Source organism: Rhizobium sp. CCGE 510, from assembly GCF_000292525.1.
GTDB lineage: Bacteria > Pseudomonadota > Alphaproteobacteria > Rhizobiales > Rhizobiaceae > Rhizobium.
Genome location: NZ_AEYF01000002.1, coordinates 113,353 through 128,994, shown reverse-complemented (window position 1 = coordinate 128,994; position 15,642 = coordinate 113,353). Strand labels below are relative to the sequence as shown.

At 62.3% G+C, this 15,642-nt stretch carries 16 protein-coding genes; 8 read left to right on the top strand and 8 right to left on the bottom strand.

What is annotated here, in order from left to right; genetic code table 11:
* Nucleotides 1–146: 146 nt before the first annotated feature.
* Complete coding sequence (locus tag RCCGE510_RS02295; RefSeq protein WP_007626773.1) at nucleotides 147–641, bottom strand: DUF5330 domain-containing protein; 495 nt, start codon at nucleotides 639–641, stop codon at nucleotides 147–149.
* 452 nt (nucleotides 642–1,093) lie between these two features.
* Here RCCGE510_RS02295 and RCCGE510_RS02290 point away from each other — a divergent pair, with 452 nt between their 5' ends.
* Both RCCGE510_RS02290 and RCCGE510_RS02285 read left to right on the top strand, forming a co-directional pair.
* Nucleotides 1,094–2,635: a HAMP domain-containing sensor histidine kinase gene (locus RCCGE510_RS02290; protein WP_037077522.1), complete on the top strand. Its 1,542-nt coding sequence runs from the start codon at nucleotides 1,094–1,096 to the stop codon at nucleotides 2,633–2,635.
* Nucleotides 2,607–3,530: a peptidoglycan-binding domain-containing protein gene (locus tag RCCGE510_RS02285; protein ID WP_007626764.1), complete on the top strand. Its 924-nt coding sequence runs from the start codon at nucleotides 2,607–2,609 to the stop codon at nucleotides 3,528–3,530. The genes RCCGE510_RS02290 and RCCGE510_RS02285 overlap by 29 nt, the downstream gene beginning before the upstream one ends.
* A gap of 69 nt (nucleotides 3,531–3,599) precedes the next feature.
* On the opposite strand, the gene RCCGE510_RS02280 is transcribed toward RCCGE510_RS02285, so the two are convergent.
* Nucleotides 3,600–4,637 (bottom strand): AraC family transcriptional regulator, encoded by a 1,038-nt coding sequence (locus RCCGE510_RS02280; RefSeq protein WP_007626763.1) that lies wholly within the window; start codon nucleotides 4,635–4,637, stop codon nucleotides 3,600–3,602.
* A gap of 57 nt (nucleotides 4,638–4,694) precedes the next feature.
* On the opposite strand from RCCGE510_RS02280, the gene RCCGE510_RS02275 reads away from it, so the two are divergent.
* Together RCCGE510_RS02275 and RCCGE510_RS02270 are read left to right on the top strand one after the other, a co-directional pair.
* Nucleotides 4,695–5,669, top strand: a complete 975-nt coding sequence (locus RCCGE510_RS02275) for an oxidoreductase (RefSeq protein WP_007626762.1) — start codon at nucleotides 4,695–4,697, stop codon at nucleotides 5,667–5,669.
* A gap of 245 nt (nucleotides 5,670–5,914) precedes the next feature.
* A complete protein-coding gene (locus RCCGE510_RS02270) occupies nucleotides 5,915–6,259 on the top strand; it encodes a DUF1491 family protein (protein WP_007626761.1) in 345 nt (114 codons plus the stop codon).
* Nucleotides 6,260–6,280: 21 nt separating this feature from the next.
* Here the strand turns inward: RCCGE510_RS02270 and RCCGE510_RS02265 are convergent, their stop codons facing one another.
* The 5 genes from RCCGE510_RS02265 to RCCGE510_RS02245 form a co-directional block, all read right to left on the bottom strand.
* Nucleotides 6,281–7,330: a DUF2336 domain-containing protein gene (locus RCCGE510_RS02265; RefSeq protein ID WP_081525667.1), complete on the bottom strand. Its 1,050-nt coding sequence runs from the start codon at nucleotides 7,328–7,330 to the stop codon at nucleotides 6,281–6,283.
* Nucleotides 7,331–7,579: 249 nt separating this feature from the next.
* Nucleotides 7,580–7,786 carry a hypothetical protein gene (locus RCCGE510_RS02260; RefSeq protein WP_037077563.1) on the bottom strand — a complete coding sequence of 69 codons (207 nt, stop codon included), beginning with the start codon at nucleotides 7,784–7,786 and terminating at the stop codon, nucleotides 7,580–7,582.
* Nucleotides 7,787–8,505: 719 nt separating this feature from the next.
* Entirely contained in the window at nucleotides 8,506–9,054 is a 549-nt protein-coding gene (locus RCCGE510_RS02255) for a hypothetical protein (protein ID WP_007626758.1), read from the bottom strand.
* Complete coding sequence (locus RCCGE510_RS02250; protein ID WP_007626757.1) at nucleotides 9,047–9,634, bottom strand: DUF1214 domain-containing protein; 588 nt, start codon at nucleotides 9,632–9,634, stop codon at nucleotides 9,047–9,049. The genes RCCGE510_RS02255 and RCCGE510_RS02250 overlap by 8 nt, the downstream gene beginning before the upstream one ends.
* 314 nt (nucleotides 9,635–9,948) lie before the next feature.
* Nucleotides 9,949–12,123 carry a PBP1A family penicillin-binding protein gene (locus RCCGE510_RS02245; protein ID WP_007626755.1) on the bottom strand — a complete coding sequence of 725 codons (2,175 nt, stop codon included), beginning with the start codon at nucleotides 12,121–12,123 and terminating at the stop codon, nucleotides 9,949–9,951.
* A 217-nt stretch (nucleotides 12,124–12,340) separates the two neighbouring features.
* On the opposite strand from RCCGE510_RS02245, the gene RCCGE510_RS02240 reads away from it, so the two are divergent.
* From RCCGE510_RS02240 to RCCGE510_RS02225, 4 genes are all read left to right on the top strand, one after another.
* Nucleotides 12,341–12,817: a YcgN family cysteine cluster protein gene (locus RCCGE510_RS02240; protein WP_007626751.1), complete on the top strand. Its 477-nt coding sequence runs from the start codon at nucleotides 12,341–12,343 to the stop codon at nucleotides 12,815–12,817.
* 228 nt (nucleotides 12,818–13,045) lie between these two features.
* A complete protein-coding gene (locus tag RCCGE510_RS02235; RefSeq protein ID WP_007626745.1) occupies nucleotides 13,046–14,029 on the top strand; it encodes a TerC family protein in 984 nt (327 codons plus the stop codon).
* 44 nt (nucleotides 14,030–14,073) lie between these two features.
* Nucleotides 14,074–14,376 (top strand): hypothetical protein, encoded by a 303-nt coding sequence (locus RCCGE510_RS02230; RefSeq protein WP_007626744.1) that lies wholly within the window; start codon nucleotides 14,074–14,076, stop codon nucleotides 14,374–14,376.
* A 25-nt stretch (nucleotides 14,377–14,401) separates the two neighbouring features.
* Nucleotides 14,402–15,028 (top strand): exopolysaccharide biosynthesis protein, encoded by a 627-nt coding sequence (locus RCCGE510_RS02225; protein ID WP_037077562.1) that lies wholly within the window; start codon nucleotides 14,402–14,404, stop codon nucleotides 15,026–15,028.
* On the opposite strand, the gene RCCGE510_RS02220 is transcribed toward RCCGE510_RS02225, so the two are convergent.
* Nucleotides 15,025–15,594, bottom strand: a complete 570-nt coding sequence (locus RCCGE510_RS02220) for a TetR family transcriptional regulator (RefSeq protein ID WP_007626742.1) — start codon at nucleotides 15,592–15,594, stop codon at nucleotides 15,025–15,027. The genes RCCGE510_RS02225 and RCCGE510_RS02220 overlap by 4 nt on opposite strands.
* Between the last annotated feature and the right edge of the window lie 48 nt (nucleotides 15,595–15,642).

Below are 15,642 nucleotides of genomic sequence, written 5' to 3'. Positions count from 1 at the left end.
CGCGCGTCCTGATGACATGCATTAAAAGAAACGCCGTGAGGGATGGGCATCCTCACGGCGCAGCAAATGCTGAATTAAACAGGGCAGGCACGTCAGGCATGGGGCATTTCCGCGTCATGCGGACCACCGATGCAAGTTTAGAAAAATCAGATCGCAGGCTTCGGCGTGGGTAGCGGGATCGCGCCGGTGACAACCATCTCGGCAGAGGCGTCATCCTCGACCGGCGGGCGGTAAGGCATTGGCTGGTTCAGCGCGGCCTTTGCCTCGCGGAACTTTTCCTGAATGGCGGGTGCGGCCAGCGAAGGCAGGTTGAGCGCCACCGGCACCTGCTGTTCGGCGTGCCTTGCGGTCGCCGGCGCCTCGTCCTTGAACTGGCTGTCGAGAAGTTCGTAGGCGACGCGGGCGCCTTCGCGGGCCCGGTAGCCGAGCGCCGTGGCGGTTTCGGCGCCCTTGGCGCAGACTTCGGGCTTTTCCGAGCACATGCCTGTGAGATAGTCATAGGCGCCGCTTGCCGCCGTAAACGCGTCGGAAAGCTGCAATTGCGGGCCGTTGGCGAGCTTGTCGGAACTCTCCGTGCTGAAGACGGAAAGAAGCACGAGCACAAGGCCAAACCAGAAGGATCCTTTGATCAGAAACCACATTGTCGTTGCCCATCCTGTTTCCCCGTCCGGTTCTTGTCGCCGAATCAGGCCGGTTGTCCGGTGTGTTTTCACCCTACCGCCAAGTTGCGAACGCCGCTTTTCGAAACTCACGCGCATTTGCGGCAAATTTAGTTCAAATTTTAGCGAACGGTATTTGACGGACATTTTAGTCGAATGCGAGCAATCGCCGTTAAGCATCAGGGCAGCACCTCGCTGCAATTGCAGGACTTTTGCTGGCTCGCCTTGCCACAGGAGTTAATGCAATGCTGAAATATGAGGAAAATCCGTCGCTTACCTGCTATTAACCACAAAAGGCAAAGAGCCTTCCAGATGCTTCAAAACGGGATTTTCGGCGCTTTCAGGCTGTGAACAGCGCTTTTGCCTTATCCTTTCTTTAAGTCGCCAAGGCCTATTGTCCGGATCGATAGACAGCCTTTCTTGGCGGGTATTGCGTGCGTGTATTGAGTAACATTGGCGGCTGGGTGACGGCCCTCGTAGACCGGGCGGCGACAAGCTGGCTGTCCCGGACGGGCGGCGGCGAAGCCGTGCGCCAACGCGAGCTCGCGATCCTGCGCCGCCTCGTACTGTTCTCGTCGGCCGCTCTTATTGCTGCTCCTATAGGCCTCTCGGCGGTCACCAGTCCGGCCGTCGCCTTGCCGGCAGGCGTCGCCATGGTCTGCGCTGCCTTTCTCTTTTCTGCCGTCGGCAGCATCGCACTCGCCCGTCAGGGCTCGTCTGCCGGTATCGCGACGCAGTCGGCCGAGGATTTTTTCCTTGCCGCCACCCCCGGCCTGGTCTTCTTCCTCGACCCGCATGGCAGCGTGGCGACCATCGGTGGCCGCGACCGGCGCGATTTTCTCGCCTGGATGCGTGATCCCAAAGGCAGGGGTTTCCTGGAACAGGTGCACGTCTCCGACCGCATTCTTTTCCTGCAGGCGCTCGACGGCCTGCGCCGGGGCGAGGATGCTCAATGTGTCGATCTGCGCATCGACCGCCCCTCGGTCGCACGTGATCAACGCCAGTTCGCCTATCTCAGAATGGACATGACGGCCCGGCGCGACGCCGACGGCGAACTTGCCGCCGTCATTGCCCAGCTGCACGATGTCTCGGTCGAACAGCAGCTGCGTGCCGAGGCCCAGAACCGCGTCGCCGATGCCGAGTCGGCCAACGACGCCAAATCGCGCTTCCTCGCCGCCGTCAGCCACGAGCTGCGCACGCCGCTGAACGCCATTCTCGGTTTTTCCGACATCCTGATCGGAGAATATTTCGGCAAGTTCGAAAACGACCGCCAGCGCGAATATGTCGGCCTCGTCCGCGAATCCGGCGCGCACCTTTTGTCCGTCGTCAACACCATGCTCGACATGAGCAAGATCGAAGCCGGTCGCTACGAGCTGATCCTCGAAGCTTTCGATATATCAAGCTCGGTCAAATCCTGCGAATCGATGCTGGCATTGCAGGCCAAGACCAAGGGCCTGACGCTGACGAGCCGTATCCAGCGCGGGCTCGGCGAGATTGTCGCCGATCAGCGTGCCATCCAGCAGATCCTGATCAATCTCGTCGGCAATGCCATCAAGTTCACCGAGGCCGGCGGCGTCGTCTCGGTCGATGCGGCGGCGCGCGACGGCATCCTCAAGCTGACGGTCAGCGATACCGGCATCGGTATTGCGGCCGACAAGCTGGCATTGCTCGGCCAGCCCTTCGTTCAGATCCAGAACGACTATACCCGCCGCTTCGAAGGCACCGGCCTTGGTCTTTCCCTGGTCAAGGGGCTGGTGGCGCTGCATGGCGGGCATTTCGCCATTGCCAGCCAGCCCGGCGAAGGCACGATCATCACCATCGAGATCGCGGTCGACGGCTCGGGCGCCGTGTGCGCCGAAGACGCCGGTCATGGCGCGACTGTCGAGTTCCCGCCGCGGCTGAAGGGCGCGGTCCATACAGGTGGCGAATTGGGGGAGGGGCGTTTCGATGGCCGCGCGCAAGCGAAAATCGCCTAAGGGAAAAAGGGGACGGCAGCAGCCGGGCCTCGTGATGTCGGGTGCAGCGGCGCTCGGGGGTCTCGGCCTGCAAGGCGTATCCGTACTCGGCGGCGTCATCGGCCGCAATCCCTCGGTTGCCGGCGGCACCATCACCTTCGTCGTCATCTTCTCCTTCGTCGCCGCCAACGCGCTCTGGTATCAGCCGGGCCTGCATCCGCATCCGATGTTCCGCACCCGCGATCCGCAGTCCTCCAATGTGCTCGGCGCCCGCCGCCCGGCTGAAGAGCAGCAGGGCGACGTCACCACCTTCCGGATCGAGCGGCCGGAGGATGCTGCAACCACCACCAACGCAACGCCGGCGCCCGCAGCAGCCGGCCAGCAGCCGAGCCAGCTTGTCATGGACATCCAGCAGCAGCTGGTGCGCCGTGGCCTCTATAACGGCATACCCGACGGCGTCATCGGCCCCCGCACCAGTGCGGCCATCCTGTTCTTCGAGGAAACCATCGGCATGGTCCAGACCGGCGATCCGACGCCGGAGGTATTGGCGGCGCTGAAGACCGATGCCGCAGGCCCTTCGACCGTGCCGGCGGAAAAGCCGCCCGAGGATGTGAGCTCGAAGGCGGCGGCGGAAGACCCGGTGGCAGCGGCGATCCGCAGCGCCGAAAAGACCGTTAAAACCGCTCCTTCGGCGGCAAAGCAGGTGCCGTCGAGCGAAATCACCAATGTCGACCTGGTGCTGAAGATCCAGAAGGGCCTTTCCAACATGGCCTATGCCAATGTCGGTGTCGACGGGGTCGCCGGCGAGCAGACCCGCGCGGCCATCCGCCATTTCCAGAAGCATTACAACCTGCCCGAAAACGGCGAGCCGACTCAGGCGGTGCTGAAAAAACTCAAGGAAATCGGCGCGATCTAATGCATGTCATCAGGAAGTGTGCGGCGGTTCCGGGATAAAGACACGCATAAAATCAACGCGCTTTAGTCGCTACGATGCCGCCTTCAACGGCCGATAATGTGCCGTCATCGCCTGGCCCTCGACATCCACCGCCTCTTCGATCGGCCCGGCCTCGCGGGCCATCGCAGCACGATAACGCTTCGGTGCGATACCGGTCATTCGCTTGAAGGCGTTGCTGAAGGCGCTTTCGGATGCGTAGCCGAGCGAAAGCGCCAGCGCCGAAACCGGCATGCTGCCCTCGCGCAGCTCGCGTTCGGCAAGACGCATGCGCCAGCCGGTGAGGTAGGTGAGTGGCGCAACCCCCGCCACTGTCTTGAACCGTAAAGCAAAGCTCGTGCGCGACATCCCGGCGGCCTTTGCCAGTTCGCCAAGCTGCCAGGACCGGCCCGGATCGCCATGCATCAGCCGCAGCGCCGGCGCAATGCGATCGTCGCCGAAGGCTCGGAGCCACCCGACCGTCAGGGGCGCCGAACTCATGATGTGCGCCCTCAGCACCTGGACGAACATCAGTTGCGCAAGCTGTGTTGAGGCGAGCAGGGCGCCCGGCCGTTTTGCCGCCATCTCCCGCACCAGCTGGTCGAGTAGCCAGCACAGCACGCCGGCTTCGGCAAGGGCGGCGCGTACATGGATGATCGGCGGCAGCACGTCGGACAGCAACTCCATGCCCTGTGGTCCGAGCGCGATGTGGCCGCCGAGATAATGGAAATCCTCGCCAACGCCGTGGCGCGCCATGCCGTCGATCTTCTCCTTGAAGGCGCTGACCGCATCGGTCGGCGCAACTGCAAGGTTACTCGCCAGGACGAAGGAGTGCCGGCCGTTCAGAAGCGCAACGTCGCCTGCCTCGAGCAGAATCGGTGCACTGCCATTGTCGAGCGAAAGCCAGCAGCGCCCTTTGGCGACCGCGCTGATCTTGATCCTATTCGGCCGGGGGAAACGCAGCGCCCAGGCGCCGCCGGCGACCAGCCCGCCGGACACAAGGCAGCGCGCATCGAGCAGATTGAGCATTTCAGAGAGCGGGTCGCTGGTCATTTGTGAACGATGGAGCAGGAAATTGGGATTTGCAAGCATTCAGAATCCCATTTCCCAGACGTATATAAGGCCATCGTGCAACCACGGAGGCATACCATGTCCACCCCACAGGCTCCCATCGGTTCTGACTTCGGTGCTACTTCGACCGCCGAGGAGGTCATTGCCGGGCACGATCTCTCAGGCAAGGTCGCGATCGTCACCGGCGGTTATTCCGGTCTTGGCTTCGAGACGGCTCGTGTGCTCGCCCAAGCCGGTGCCAGGGTTGTCGTCCCCGCCCGCAATCTCGGGAAAGCCAAGGCCGCCGTGGAAAGCATTCCCGGCCTTGTACTGGAGGCGCTCGACCTGATGGATCCCGGCTCTATCGACGACTTCGCCGACCGCTTTCTTGAAAGCGGCGCGCCCTTGCATCTTCTTATCAACAACGCCGCCGTGATGGCGAACCCGCTGACGCGCGACGCCCGGGGATATGAGTCCCAATTCTCCACCAATCATCTCGGCCATTTCCAGCTCACTGCCCGCCTCTGGCCGGCGCTGGCAAAGGCCGAGGGTGCGCGCGTCGTCGCCGTCTCCTCGCGCGGTCACGTCTTCTCTGGGGTCGATTTCGACGATCCGAATTTCGAGAGCCGCGCGTACGCGCCTTATCTCGCCTATGGCCAGTCGAAGACCGCAAATGCTCTCTTTGCGGTGTCACTGGACGCTTTGGGTGCAAAGCACGGTATCAGAGCCTTCTCGCTGCATCCCGGCGGTATCGTCACCACCAATCTGGTCCGCCATCAGTCGAGCGACTTCCTCAAGGCGAGCGGTTATGTCGACGAGCATGGCAAGCCGGTCATCGATCCGGAAAACAACAAGAAGACGATAGAGCAGGGGGCTGCGACCACAGTATGGTGCGCCGTCAGCGAGAAGCTGGACGGTTTGGGTGGCGCCTATTGCGAGAACTGCAATATCGCTACCGCCGTTCCCGGTGATTCGACCGAGATGCTCGGTGTCCGTCCTTGGGCAACCGATCCGGAACTCGCCGAACGCCTCTGGCAGTTGAGCGAGCGGCTGACCGGCTTCGTCGCCAGCTGACGTGTCGCCCACGGCCAGACAATAGTCACGGCGTCGGCTTCCTCAGCAACCTAAGTCCAAGATGCGAGCGCTGCTTGCAACCTATTCACCATGCTGCCTGAAGCTTTTCCGATTGAGACGGGGAGCGTCGATCACCGTCCATCGACGGCACTGGGGTGGATTGCGGCTGGCCGTCAAGGTTTGACCCCAGGGGCAATGCTTGCTTCCGCATTGCCGAGGCCTGCGCCCCGGTCTATACCGCGCCGATGAGATTACGCGCCGACATCTTCGTTTCCGCCCTCCTGCGCCGCGTCTTCGCCAGCGGCGATTTTGCCGCCGTCGAGAAGAAGGGGGCTGAGGAGGCGGGCGCGATCTTCATCCGCCAGCATTTTCGCGACGGCTTGGAAACCCTTTACGCGCCAGCGCCGCAGACCGCCTTCGGCGAGGGCGACGCGAGCGGCCGTCTGTTCGAGATCCGCCTGTCGCGCGGCGATCCGGAAGCGGTGCGTGCCATGCTGGAACGCGAACGCCGGTTCGACCCCGATCTCTGGATCGTCGAGCTGGAGGCGGAGGAATTGGGAGACATGATCCCGCTTGCGCGGGATGGCTGAGGGCCGGCGGCACTCCTGATCTCAGCGGGACCGCCGCCCCAGGACGCGCATGTCGCGCTGCGCCGGCGCCTGATTGAGGAAGCGGTGGTTCGGCGTTTCCTGTAGCGCCGGCGCATTGGCCACTTCGGGCTTATAGGTGTAGCGATCGGCGCGGCGCCAGGCGTCCACACGTTCGTGGCATTCTTCCGGATCGAGCGCATCGAGCACCATCCAGCCGCGCGTGACGTTGTGCTGCTGTTCGGCAAGGTGCGGATAGAGCTTCTCGAGTACGAAGACGGCGTCGAGAAAGCCCATGCCGAGGCTCGTCAGCGTCGTCGCGAGCTGTTGGCCGGAAAGATCGAGCATGATGCGCTCGGCAAGCCAGCGGCTGGCCGACAGCGCATCGGCAAGCGCGGTTGCGAAATGTGTCGCCTCGCGCGAGCGGGCAAAGCGCACCAGCAACGCCTCCTGAATATCGGTGAGCGTCCGCAGGCCGAGCCTGTCCTCGTCGGCCCGGCCGAGATGACCGGCAAGACCGAGGATACGCTCGCGCAGCGCCTCTTCATTGGCAGCCCGCTGTCCCTGCAGCGCCTCCGCCTCGTTGTTCTCGGTCGGCGCCGGCGAAAGCGCAACCGTCTGTGACGCTGCGATTGGTGCCGGTGCGGCCGCCGGCCGCGGTTGGCTCTGGCGTAGCGCCACCAGCGCATCGATGACCTTCGGCGAGAGTGAATCGCGGCTGACGATCGCCTTGACATGCGCTGCACCCTGCGTGCGCGCGATGGTAATCAGCGTATCGTCGGCGACTGCCTTGGAGGCGGCAAGAAAAGGGGCCGCGATCTCGATCGGCTGATTGCCGATGAACAGCGCCACGGCCGCCGGCATGTTCGCGCATTGGGAGAGAGCAGCAACCGCCTGGCGCTTGGCCTCGTCGGAGGAGGCCTGAAATAGCGGCATGAAAAGCTCGGCAAATTGGCGCAGTTCGGACCGTGTCGGATGAGACAGGCTCTCAAAACTGCTGACAGTCGCCATCAATACCACGTCCTTTTTCCTGACGGCCAATGGGCCCTCTAGGTCTCGAAACCGGTCACGCACAAGAACACCCCGAAAACGCCGAACCAAGGGGAACCACGGGCCGATATGCGCTGGCGGAACGCATGTTGGACCACATGGGTTATGAACAAATCCTACACCGGTAGGGTTAATGGATGCTGAAGATTTTATTAAAATTCGACGGAAATATACACGCAATACGTGTCGCGACGTGATCAGCCGGCCCGACAACAATGCCGCTTTGAAAAGGCGCAGCAGCGACTGCTCATCGCTGGTGTGACGGGGGAAAGTTCAGGCGGCCCTGCGATCACGTAGCGCGTGCAACAGGGTTTCGCGGCTGTCGTGACCGGCCTGATAAAGGTCGAGGGCTGCGGATGCCGCAAACTGCGCCTCGACGCTCTTGATGTCGATGCGCCGTTCCACACACCAGGCATCGAGCGCACTGCGCAGCACGTCGAGATCCTCAGGCGAGAAAGATGAATTCACCAGCAAAGACATCGCCGGCCCTCTGCATTCCGGCAAGGACGCGGAATATCCGCGATCGACCGGTGCCCGGAAACGTGTGGTCGACGATTGAATCATACGCGTATCCGAATCGCCCGCAATTAAATATTTTCATGAAGCATTTTTGCAACAACGTGCCTTTCCCGATGAATACGCTGCAGCGTTCATGCCAACTATATGAATTGCTTTTAATTTTATACGGCGATCCTCGGCCGGGTCTTTGCGCGGTCGAGTGAAACCAAATCAACTCGTCCTGCGTTACAGAGGAAGTGACGTGAACTGTGTTTGGCGTCCGCCGGACATTAGTAAACTGTTAACTGTCATCTGTCTCAATTCGGCTAGGAACGAAGCGATTGAGTGTTTGGATCGTTGAAACTCCTGATCACGGTATTTCAATCAGGTGCCGTGGGAAAGGCGCGAATGCCCTCGGGCCGGTCACTCCGGCACCGCAGGACGCGTCGGCTCGCACATTGGCGGGCAGGGTGAAATCCATCGCAAGTTCATCCGTCTCGGGCAGTGCATGGAGACGAGAATGGCAATAGTAGTCGCATTGGCGGATCGGCAGCCGCGGGCGCCGCGTCGCCCGGACAAAGAGCCCCGCGAAGCAAAGATCCTATGGTTCACCGGCGTCCGCTACGAGCGGCTGGCCGAGAGCCCTAGGCGTGCCCCGGCGCCCGCGCCGCGCGTTAACACGAAGTGACGCGTGTTCAACCTTAGCGGGCGGTGAATTGCTCGCAGCCGGCTTCCGTCAGGAAGTTCCGCGCTGCCTCATCGAAACTTTCCTGCGGCGCCAGCGTCCGCAGCACGGCGTAGCCGTCCGGTCGTGCCATCTCCACCAGGATCGCCTGCTGCAATTCCTGCGGCAGGTTCTTGCGCAGGTCGGTCAGCTGGATCGGACCGCCTGCCAGTACATCGAGCGCGCCGCCGACCGAGGTCCTGTCGTTCATGCTGAAGACCTCGTTGGAGGCGCTGTCGTAGATCGCGATCGACCAGAAGGGCACATTGCCCTTGGCAGTGAAATGCACCGGCGCATCCTCGACGTCGAAGGAGCAGACGGCGGTGCGCACGAAGGGGTCGCCATTGGCAAGGCCTGCCTCGTCATACCGGCCGCCGAGCAGGGTGAAATTATTGAGATCGCCCTCCGCCTCTACACGGGTCGCCGCATCCTTGCCGGTGAAATGCGGCAGCGAAAGGATGATGACGAGGTGCAGCAGCGCTGCGCCGAAAAGGCCGGTCAGGATGGCGAAAAATATCCTAAGCATTGCCGCATCCGGTCTTGGTGAGCTTCGGCATGGCAAGGTCGATCACCCCGGAACTGCCGGCGGTCGGTGTGTCGAACAGCGTCAGCACAAGCCGGAACGTGCCGGCCTCTGGCAAGGCCAGCCAGTTGCCCGGCTGCGCGGCGGCTGAGATTTCGATCGAGAAGCCGCTGTCCGGCTGGCGCAGCACCGTCCAGGAATTGAGCGCCGAGGGATGTCCGATCTTCACCGCCGCCGGATTGCCGCCATTGTCGGCGGTAAACAGGGTCCAGAGCCGGGCAGGCGGCGTCTGCCCGCTGATGCGGTAGCGGCAGCCGGCATTCAGCCGCGCGCCATCATCGTCGACGCTCGCCGTAAAGGTCAGGCCTTCGGCGCTGCCATAAAGCAGTTTGCCGGCGCGGGCGCGGTGCGATTTGGCATAAGGATCGGCTTCGACCGTCTGCAACGCCGGAAACGCCTCCCAGGCCCCGAGCTTGATCGCCCCGAAACCCTGTGTGGCATCCAGCGCATAAAGCGAAATCATGATCCCGCCGCCGAAGGCGACGATCAGCGTGACAAGGATGAAGAGGGGAAACCGAAACACGTCATAACCTTGGAAACCATATCAGATGAAAGGGTTACCACTGATTCTGGCAGGGTGGAATGCCGGGCGGCGACATGGGCGCTGATCTGTCCGGTTAACGTCGAAAGCTGCCCCTCACCCTAACCCTCTCCCCGTAAAAAACGGGGAGAGGGGACGTGCCAAACGCAGCGTCGAGATTTAGGCGAGCGGGTGCGACATGCCTCCTTCGCCCCGCAAGCGGGGGTCTGAAGGACGGGTTGAGACGAGTGGCTCTACCCAGGTGGGGTGCCGGCAGGCGGATGAGGGGCCGGTCTCGCCGATCTCCTGGGTGTGGGTTACTCCGAGCTCGCCACCTTCTGCGGCGCAAGCGGAGCCGCATCCTTCAGCTTTTTGCCGAGATCTTTCAGGATATTCGTCGATTGAACCGAGAGCATGCGCGGCCGGATGAGCTGCGGCAATCCGTCCTGCGGCTTGGCGGTGGCGGTCTTGGCGAGATCCTTTTCGGAAGGCAGGGGATTTTCGACCCCCGGGATGGCCCGCAGCGTCACACCCTGATGGGCGTAGTCCATGGCGCGCTTGAAGGTCATCGCCGGCAGCGAGCCGCCGGTCATGTTGTTGGTCGAGGTGTAGTCGTCATTGCCGAACCACACGGCGCAGGTGTAGTTGCCGGTGAACCCGACGAACCAGGCGTCGCGATAGGCCTGAGTCGTGCCGGTCTTGCCGGCTGTCAGAATGCCGTTGTCCAGGGCTGCCTTGCGCGCCGTGCCGACATAGGGAACGCGCGACAGCATCTGGTTCATGTAGGCGTCGGCCTTTTCGGACAACACGCGTTTGGCCGCCGGCTCGTCGCGGTCGAAATCGTAGAGCACGTCGCCGTCATAATCGAGGACCTGGGTGATGCCATGGCGGCGCGACTGGTAGCCGCCAGCCGGGAAGGTGGCATAGGCCGTCGCCTGATCGAGCACGGTTACCTCGGATGTGCCGATCGGGATGGTGACGTCGTCGCGGATCGGCGTCTCGACGCCGAGGTTCTTTGCCATCGCCCGGATCGGCTGAATGCCGAGTTTTTCCTTGGCAAGCCGTACCGGCACGGTGTTGATCGACTGGGCAATCGCGGTCTCGAGCGTTATGCGGCCGGCATAGTGGTTGGCATAATTGTGCGGGCTCCAATTGCCCCAGGAGATCGGCGCGTCGACGATGGTCGTCTGCGGCGTCATCCCGCTCTCCATGGCCACCGAATAGGTGTAGACCTTGAAGGAGGAGCCCGGCTGGCGCAGCGCCCGGGTGGCGCGGTTGAACTGGCTCTCGCCGTAATCGCGGCCGCCGACCATGGCGCGCACGGCGCCGCCATTCTCGATCATCACCATGGCGCCCTGCTTGGCGTGGTAGGCCTCGCCATATTCGCGCAGCGACGTTTCGACCGAATCCTCCGCCGCCTGCTGGATGCCCATGTCGATGGTCGTGCGCACGATCAGCGAATGCTGGTGGAAACGCGGCGAAAGCCGCTGCACCTCGTCGAAGGCCCAGTCAAGGAAGAAGTCGGGCGATTCCACCTCGTTGCGGTCGACGACGGTGGCCGGGTTGCGCCGGGCGGCAATCACCTGGCCCTCGGTCATCAGCCCGCTCTGCACGAGATTAGTCAGCACCTCGTTGGCGCGCGCACGTGCTGCCGGCAGATTGACATGCGGGGCGTATTTCGCCGGCGCCTTGAACAGGCCGGCGAGCATGGCGGATTCGGCCAGGTTCACATCGGTGATATTCTTGCCGAAATAGAACTGTGCCGCCGCGGCTGCGCCAAACGTGCCGCCGCCCATATAGGCGCGGTCGAGATAGGTGGAAAGGATTTCCTTCTTGGAGAGGTTTGCCTCGAGCCAAAGCGCCAGGAACGCTTCGGTGACCTTGCGGTCGATCGAGCGTTCGTTGGATAGGAACAGGTTCTTGGCCAACTGCTGGGTCAGCGTCGAGCCGCCCTGCACGACTTCACCGGCCTGGGCGTTGGTGACCATGGCGCGGAACAGGCCGATGGCGTCGATGCCGAAATGGTCGAAGAAGCGCCGGTCTTCGGTGGCGAGCACGGACTTGATCAGGGAATCCGGCAGTTCATCGATCGGCACGGAATTTTGATGGATGACGCCACGATGGCCGATGACGTTGCCGTAGCGGTCGGTGAAGGTGACGGCGAAATCGCCGCGGTTGCGCCAGTCCTCCTTGGTTGCCTCGAAGGCCGGCTGGGCAAGCAGCAGCATCAGCACCGAGCCTACCGCCCCGAGCGTCAGCCCTTCGCCGGCAAGTTCGAAGACCATGCGCTTCCAGCCGCGCACGCGGAAGCGGCGAAAGAAGATGGTGATGTCTTCCCAGATCTCGGCGGCGCGGAAGCCGGCGTTCCAGACGGTCGAATCGATCCATGAATCGATGCGCAGCAGAATGTGACGGCTCTTCGTCGGCCGCTTGTCCGCCGCTTTTTCTGGTCCATTTTGAGGCCCCTTTTCGGGGTTGTCCGGATCCTGCACGTCCTGTATTCCCGCCTGATCGCGCTTCGCTCATGTCCGGCCGTCGGAAAGCGACGAAAGCGCGAGGCCGCCATATGGCCGCAAAGCGCTCCGATACCAGAAGCAAGTTCTCCGGTACCAGGAGCATGCTGAAGAATTGATTGATTTTGCGGCTGATAACAAGAGAGATAGATGGGGGTCACGTGAATTTGCGGGCCGCTGTTGCAAGAAACGAACGATGAACGATCTGCCCTTCTGGAAGAGCAAGACACTGGCCGAAATGACCGTCGCCGAGTGGGAAAGCCTCTGCGACGGCTGCGGCCTCTGTTGCCTCAACAAGATCGAGGAATGGGATAGCGGCGATATCTATTTCACCTCGGTCAGCTGCAAGCTGCTCGACGGCGAAAGCTGTCGCTGCTCCAGCTATGAGAACCGCTGGGATTTCGTGCCGGATTGTGTGCAGCTGGCCAAAGAGAACGTGCCCGATATCGCCTGGCTGCCGCCCACCTGCGGTTACCGGCTGGTCAATGAAGGCCGTGACCTCTACTGGTGGCATCCGCTCGTCTCCGGCGATCCGGAAACCGTTCATGCCGCCGGCATTTCTGCGCGTGGCCGCACGACCAACGAAAACGAGATCGATATCGACGATCTCGAAGACTACGTCGTCGACTGGCCGCTGACCGTGGGCGAAGAGAAGGACGAGGAAGAAGCCTGAAGCGGCCGGCGCGCCCGGCTTTCTCTTACGGGGAAAATGACCCAATTGCGCGGCGGCCTTATGTCAGGCGCAAAATATAAAGTTGGCGCCGCCCGCTGCTTGATTATTGAAAAGTGACACCCCACTTGCGGCTCAACCCGCTGGTCCGGGCCCCTCTGGCGAGAGCTTCGGCACTCTTGCGATGTCGGACCTCTTCTCCGACAACCAGTGCCGACCAGGGGACTATCCTTGAATCTCTCTTTTTTGTTCGTCGAGTGGCTGGGAACGCCGCTCTGGATGTGGTCGAGCTTTTTCGCCCTCGTCATCGCCATCTTGTCGTTCGACCTCGGTATTCTTCATAAACAGAACAAGGAAATCGGCGTCGGCGAAAGTGTCAGACTTTCAGCCCTCTATATCGCGCTCGGTCTCGCCTTCGGTGGTTGGGTATGGTGGTATCTCGGCTCCGAGGCCGGCCTTGCCTATATGACCGGCTTCGTCGTCGAAAAGACGCTGGCCCTCGACAACGTCTTCGTCATCGCTTTGATCTTCTCCTTCTTTGCCGTGCCGCGCCTCTACCAGCACCGGGTGCTCTTCTGGGGCATTCTCGGCGTCATCGTGCTGCGCGCCATCATGATCGGCGTAGGCGCCACGCTGGTCGCAGAATTCGCCTGGCTTCTTTATATCTTCGCCGCGTTCCTGATCGTCACCGGCATCAAGATGCTGTTCGTCAAGGAGGCCGAGCCCGATGTCTCGAAGAACGTCCTCGTCCGCTTCATGCGCAGCCGTTTCAATGTCACCGAGGAACATCACGGCGAACGGTTCTTCGTCAGAAAGGCAAACCCCAGGACGGGAGCGATGACCTGGTTCATCACGCCGCTCTTCATGGCGCTCGTGATGGTCGAAGTGGCCGACGTCATCTTCGCCGTGGATTCGGTCCCCGCGATCTTCGCGATCACCACCGATCCGTTCCTTGTCTATACCTCGAACATCTTCGCAATCCTCGGCCTTCGCGCCCTCTATTTCGCGCTGGCGGCGATGATTCATCGCTTCCGCTATCTGAAGCCCGCGCTTGCCATCGTGCTGATCTTCATCGGCTCGAAGATCTTCGTCGCCGATCTGCTGGGCCTGGAAAAATTCCCGGCCGCGCTCTCGCTGAGCATCACTTTCGCGATCATCGCCGCCGGCGTGGTCTGGAGCCTCCTCAAGACGCGGGATCCGCAGCAGCCTGCCTGAGCGGGCTCTGCGAGGAAGTACGTTAACAAAGGAAGGAAACAGATATGATTTCGGATTTCATCGGTTGGATTTTTGCTCTCCTCGTTGTCGGTCCGCTGCAGGCTGAGATACAGCAACAGGCTGAGCGCGCCCGGCTTCCCGTGGAGATCGTCCGTCAGTCCCAGGCCTGCCTGACATCCCAGGGACCGCGGCTCATCGAGCGCGCCGCCGGCGACTACGTCTGGGCGGCGGCCACAGTCGTCAGCATAGCGATCGGCCACACCGCGCCGGCAGAACTTCTCGACGGCAGCGACCCGCAATGCGCAGCCCTCGCCAGTGCCCTGAAGGGAGACGGCGAGGGTGCGTGACGGCAACCAGCCGAAAATTGACCGTGTGATTGATCAAGACGGAAATAGACACCCGCCGCGCGGTGTCACCACTGCGCGGCTTGGGGAGATGCTGGAAATCGCCCGGGTGAAAGGCGGCCTCTCCATCGGCGAGGCTCTGGAGGCGATGGGCCAGACGAGTATCGCCTTCACCATCCTGTTCCTGGCAATCCCGGCACTGACCCCAATCCCCGGACCGTTCGGAATGGTTTTCGGCACCGCGCTGGCGCTGGTCTCCCTGCAGATCGTCGCCGGAGGCCGGAAGGTCTGGTTGCCCGCCATCCTCAGGGATCGCCGGGTTTCGCCCGCGGCGCTTGAACTTATCGTGGGTCACGCGGTTCCGGTGATCGCCCGGGTGGAAAAACTCGTGCGCGCCGGCCGGCTGCAGGCCCTCACCGGTCCGACAGCGCAGGCACTTCTTGGCATTCCCGTCTTCCTGCTCGCCGTGGTGATCGCGCTGCCGATCCCCTTCGGCAATATTCTGCCGGTGGTCTCGCTGGTAGTACTCGCCGTCGCCCTCATGGAGCGGGATGGTCTCGTCACCCTGATCGGACTGCTGCTCACATCGGCGACGATCGTGGCGACCACCGCCTTGCTTTATTTTATCAAGGCGATGATCTTCACCGCCTCTTAAGCTGAATGGACAGCCACCGCGGCGAGGAAACGCCGCAACTCCGCCTCCACGAAGACCGCCACCGGCCCTTCGGTGCCAAAACCCCACCAGGTGAGCGAGCCCTGCCATTGCGACAGCATCAGCCGGGCGATCGTCTCCGGCGCGCTCGCCGATCCGAAGCAGCGAGCGATCGCCACAGTCAGCGCTTTGCCCCAGGCGGCACCGCGGGCGCGCAGCACCGGATCACGAAAGTCTTCACGAAGCACCAGCAGCCCCTCGCCATAGGCGGCGGCATCGTCGCCGTAATCCTGCGACAGACCGACCAGTAGGGCGATCGCGCCTTCCGGCGTTTTCGGCACGCTCTCGGCAAGTCGCGCCGTTTCTGCCTCCAGCCCGTCCCAGGCGTAAAGCAGCGCTGCACGCAGCATCGCCGCCTTCGTCGTAAAACGCTGTACCAGCGTCGAGCCGGAAAGGCCGCTGGCTTTGGCCACCGCGGCAAAGGTCGCCGCATCCGGCCCCTCGGCGTGGATCAGCGCCAGCACCATGGCGAGAAGCTGTTCGTCGGAAAGCGTGCGGCGGCGCGGCATGAAATTCCTCTTGCATTCGCCGTATTTATGAACGAACGTTCGTTTATA

Bases quoted from the DNA above. Each gene is read 5' to 3' on its own strand.
- RCCGE510_RS02295 (WP_007626773.1), bottom strand. From the start codon at position 641: ATGTGGTTTCTGATCAAAGGATCCTTCTGGTTTGGCCTTGTGCTCGTG.
- RCCGE510_RS02285 (WP_007626764.1), top strand. From the start codon at position 2,607: ATGGCCGCGCGCAAGCGAAAATCGCCTAAGGGAAAAAGGGGACGGCAG.
- RCCGE510_RS02280 (WP_007626763.1), bottom strand. From the start codon at position 4,637: ATGCTTGCAAATCCCAATTTCCTGCTCCATCGTTCACAAATGACCAGC.
- RCCGE510_RS02275 (WP_007626762.1), top strand. From the start codon at position 4,695: ATGTCCACCCCACAGGCTCCCATCGGTTCTGACTTCGGTGCTACTTCG.
- RCCGE510_RS02270 (WP_007626761.1), top strand. From the start codon at position 5,915: ATGAGATTACGCGCCGACATCTTCGTTTCCGCCCTCCTGCGCCGCGTC.
- RCCGE510_RS02260 (WP_037077563.1), bottom strand. From the start codon at position 7,786: ATGTCTTTGCTGGTGAATTCATCTTTCTCGCCTGAGGATCTCGACGTG.
- RCCGE510_RS02255 (WP_007626758.1), bottom strand. From the start codon at position 9,054: ATGCTTAGGATATTTTTCGCCATCCTGACCGGCCTTTTCGGCGCAGCG.
- RCCGE510_RS02240 (WP_007626751.1), top strand. From the start codon at position 12,341: ATGAACGATCTGCCCTTCTGGAAGAGCAAGACACTGGCCGAAATGACC.
- RCCGE510_RS02230 (WP_007626744.1), top strand. From the start codon at position 14,074: ATGATTTCGGATTTCATCGGTTGGATTTTTGCTCTCCTCGTTGTCGGT.
- RCCGE510_RS02220 (WP_007626742.1), bottom strand. From the start codon at position 15,594: ATGCCGCGCCGCCGCACGCTTTCCGACGAACAGCTTCTCGCCATGGTG.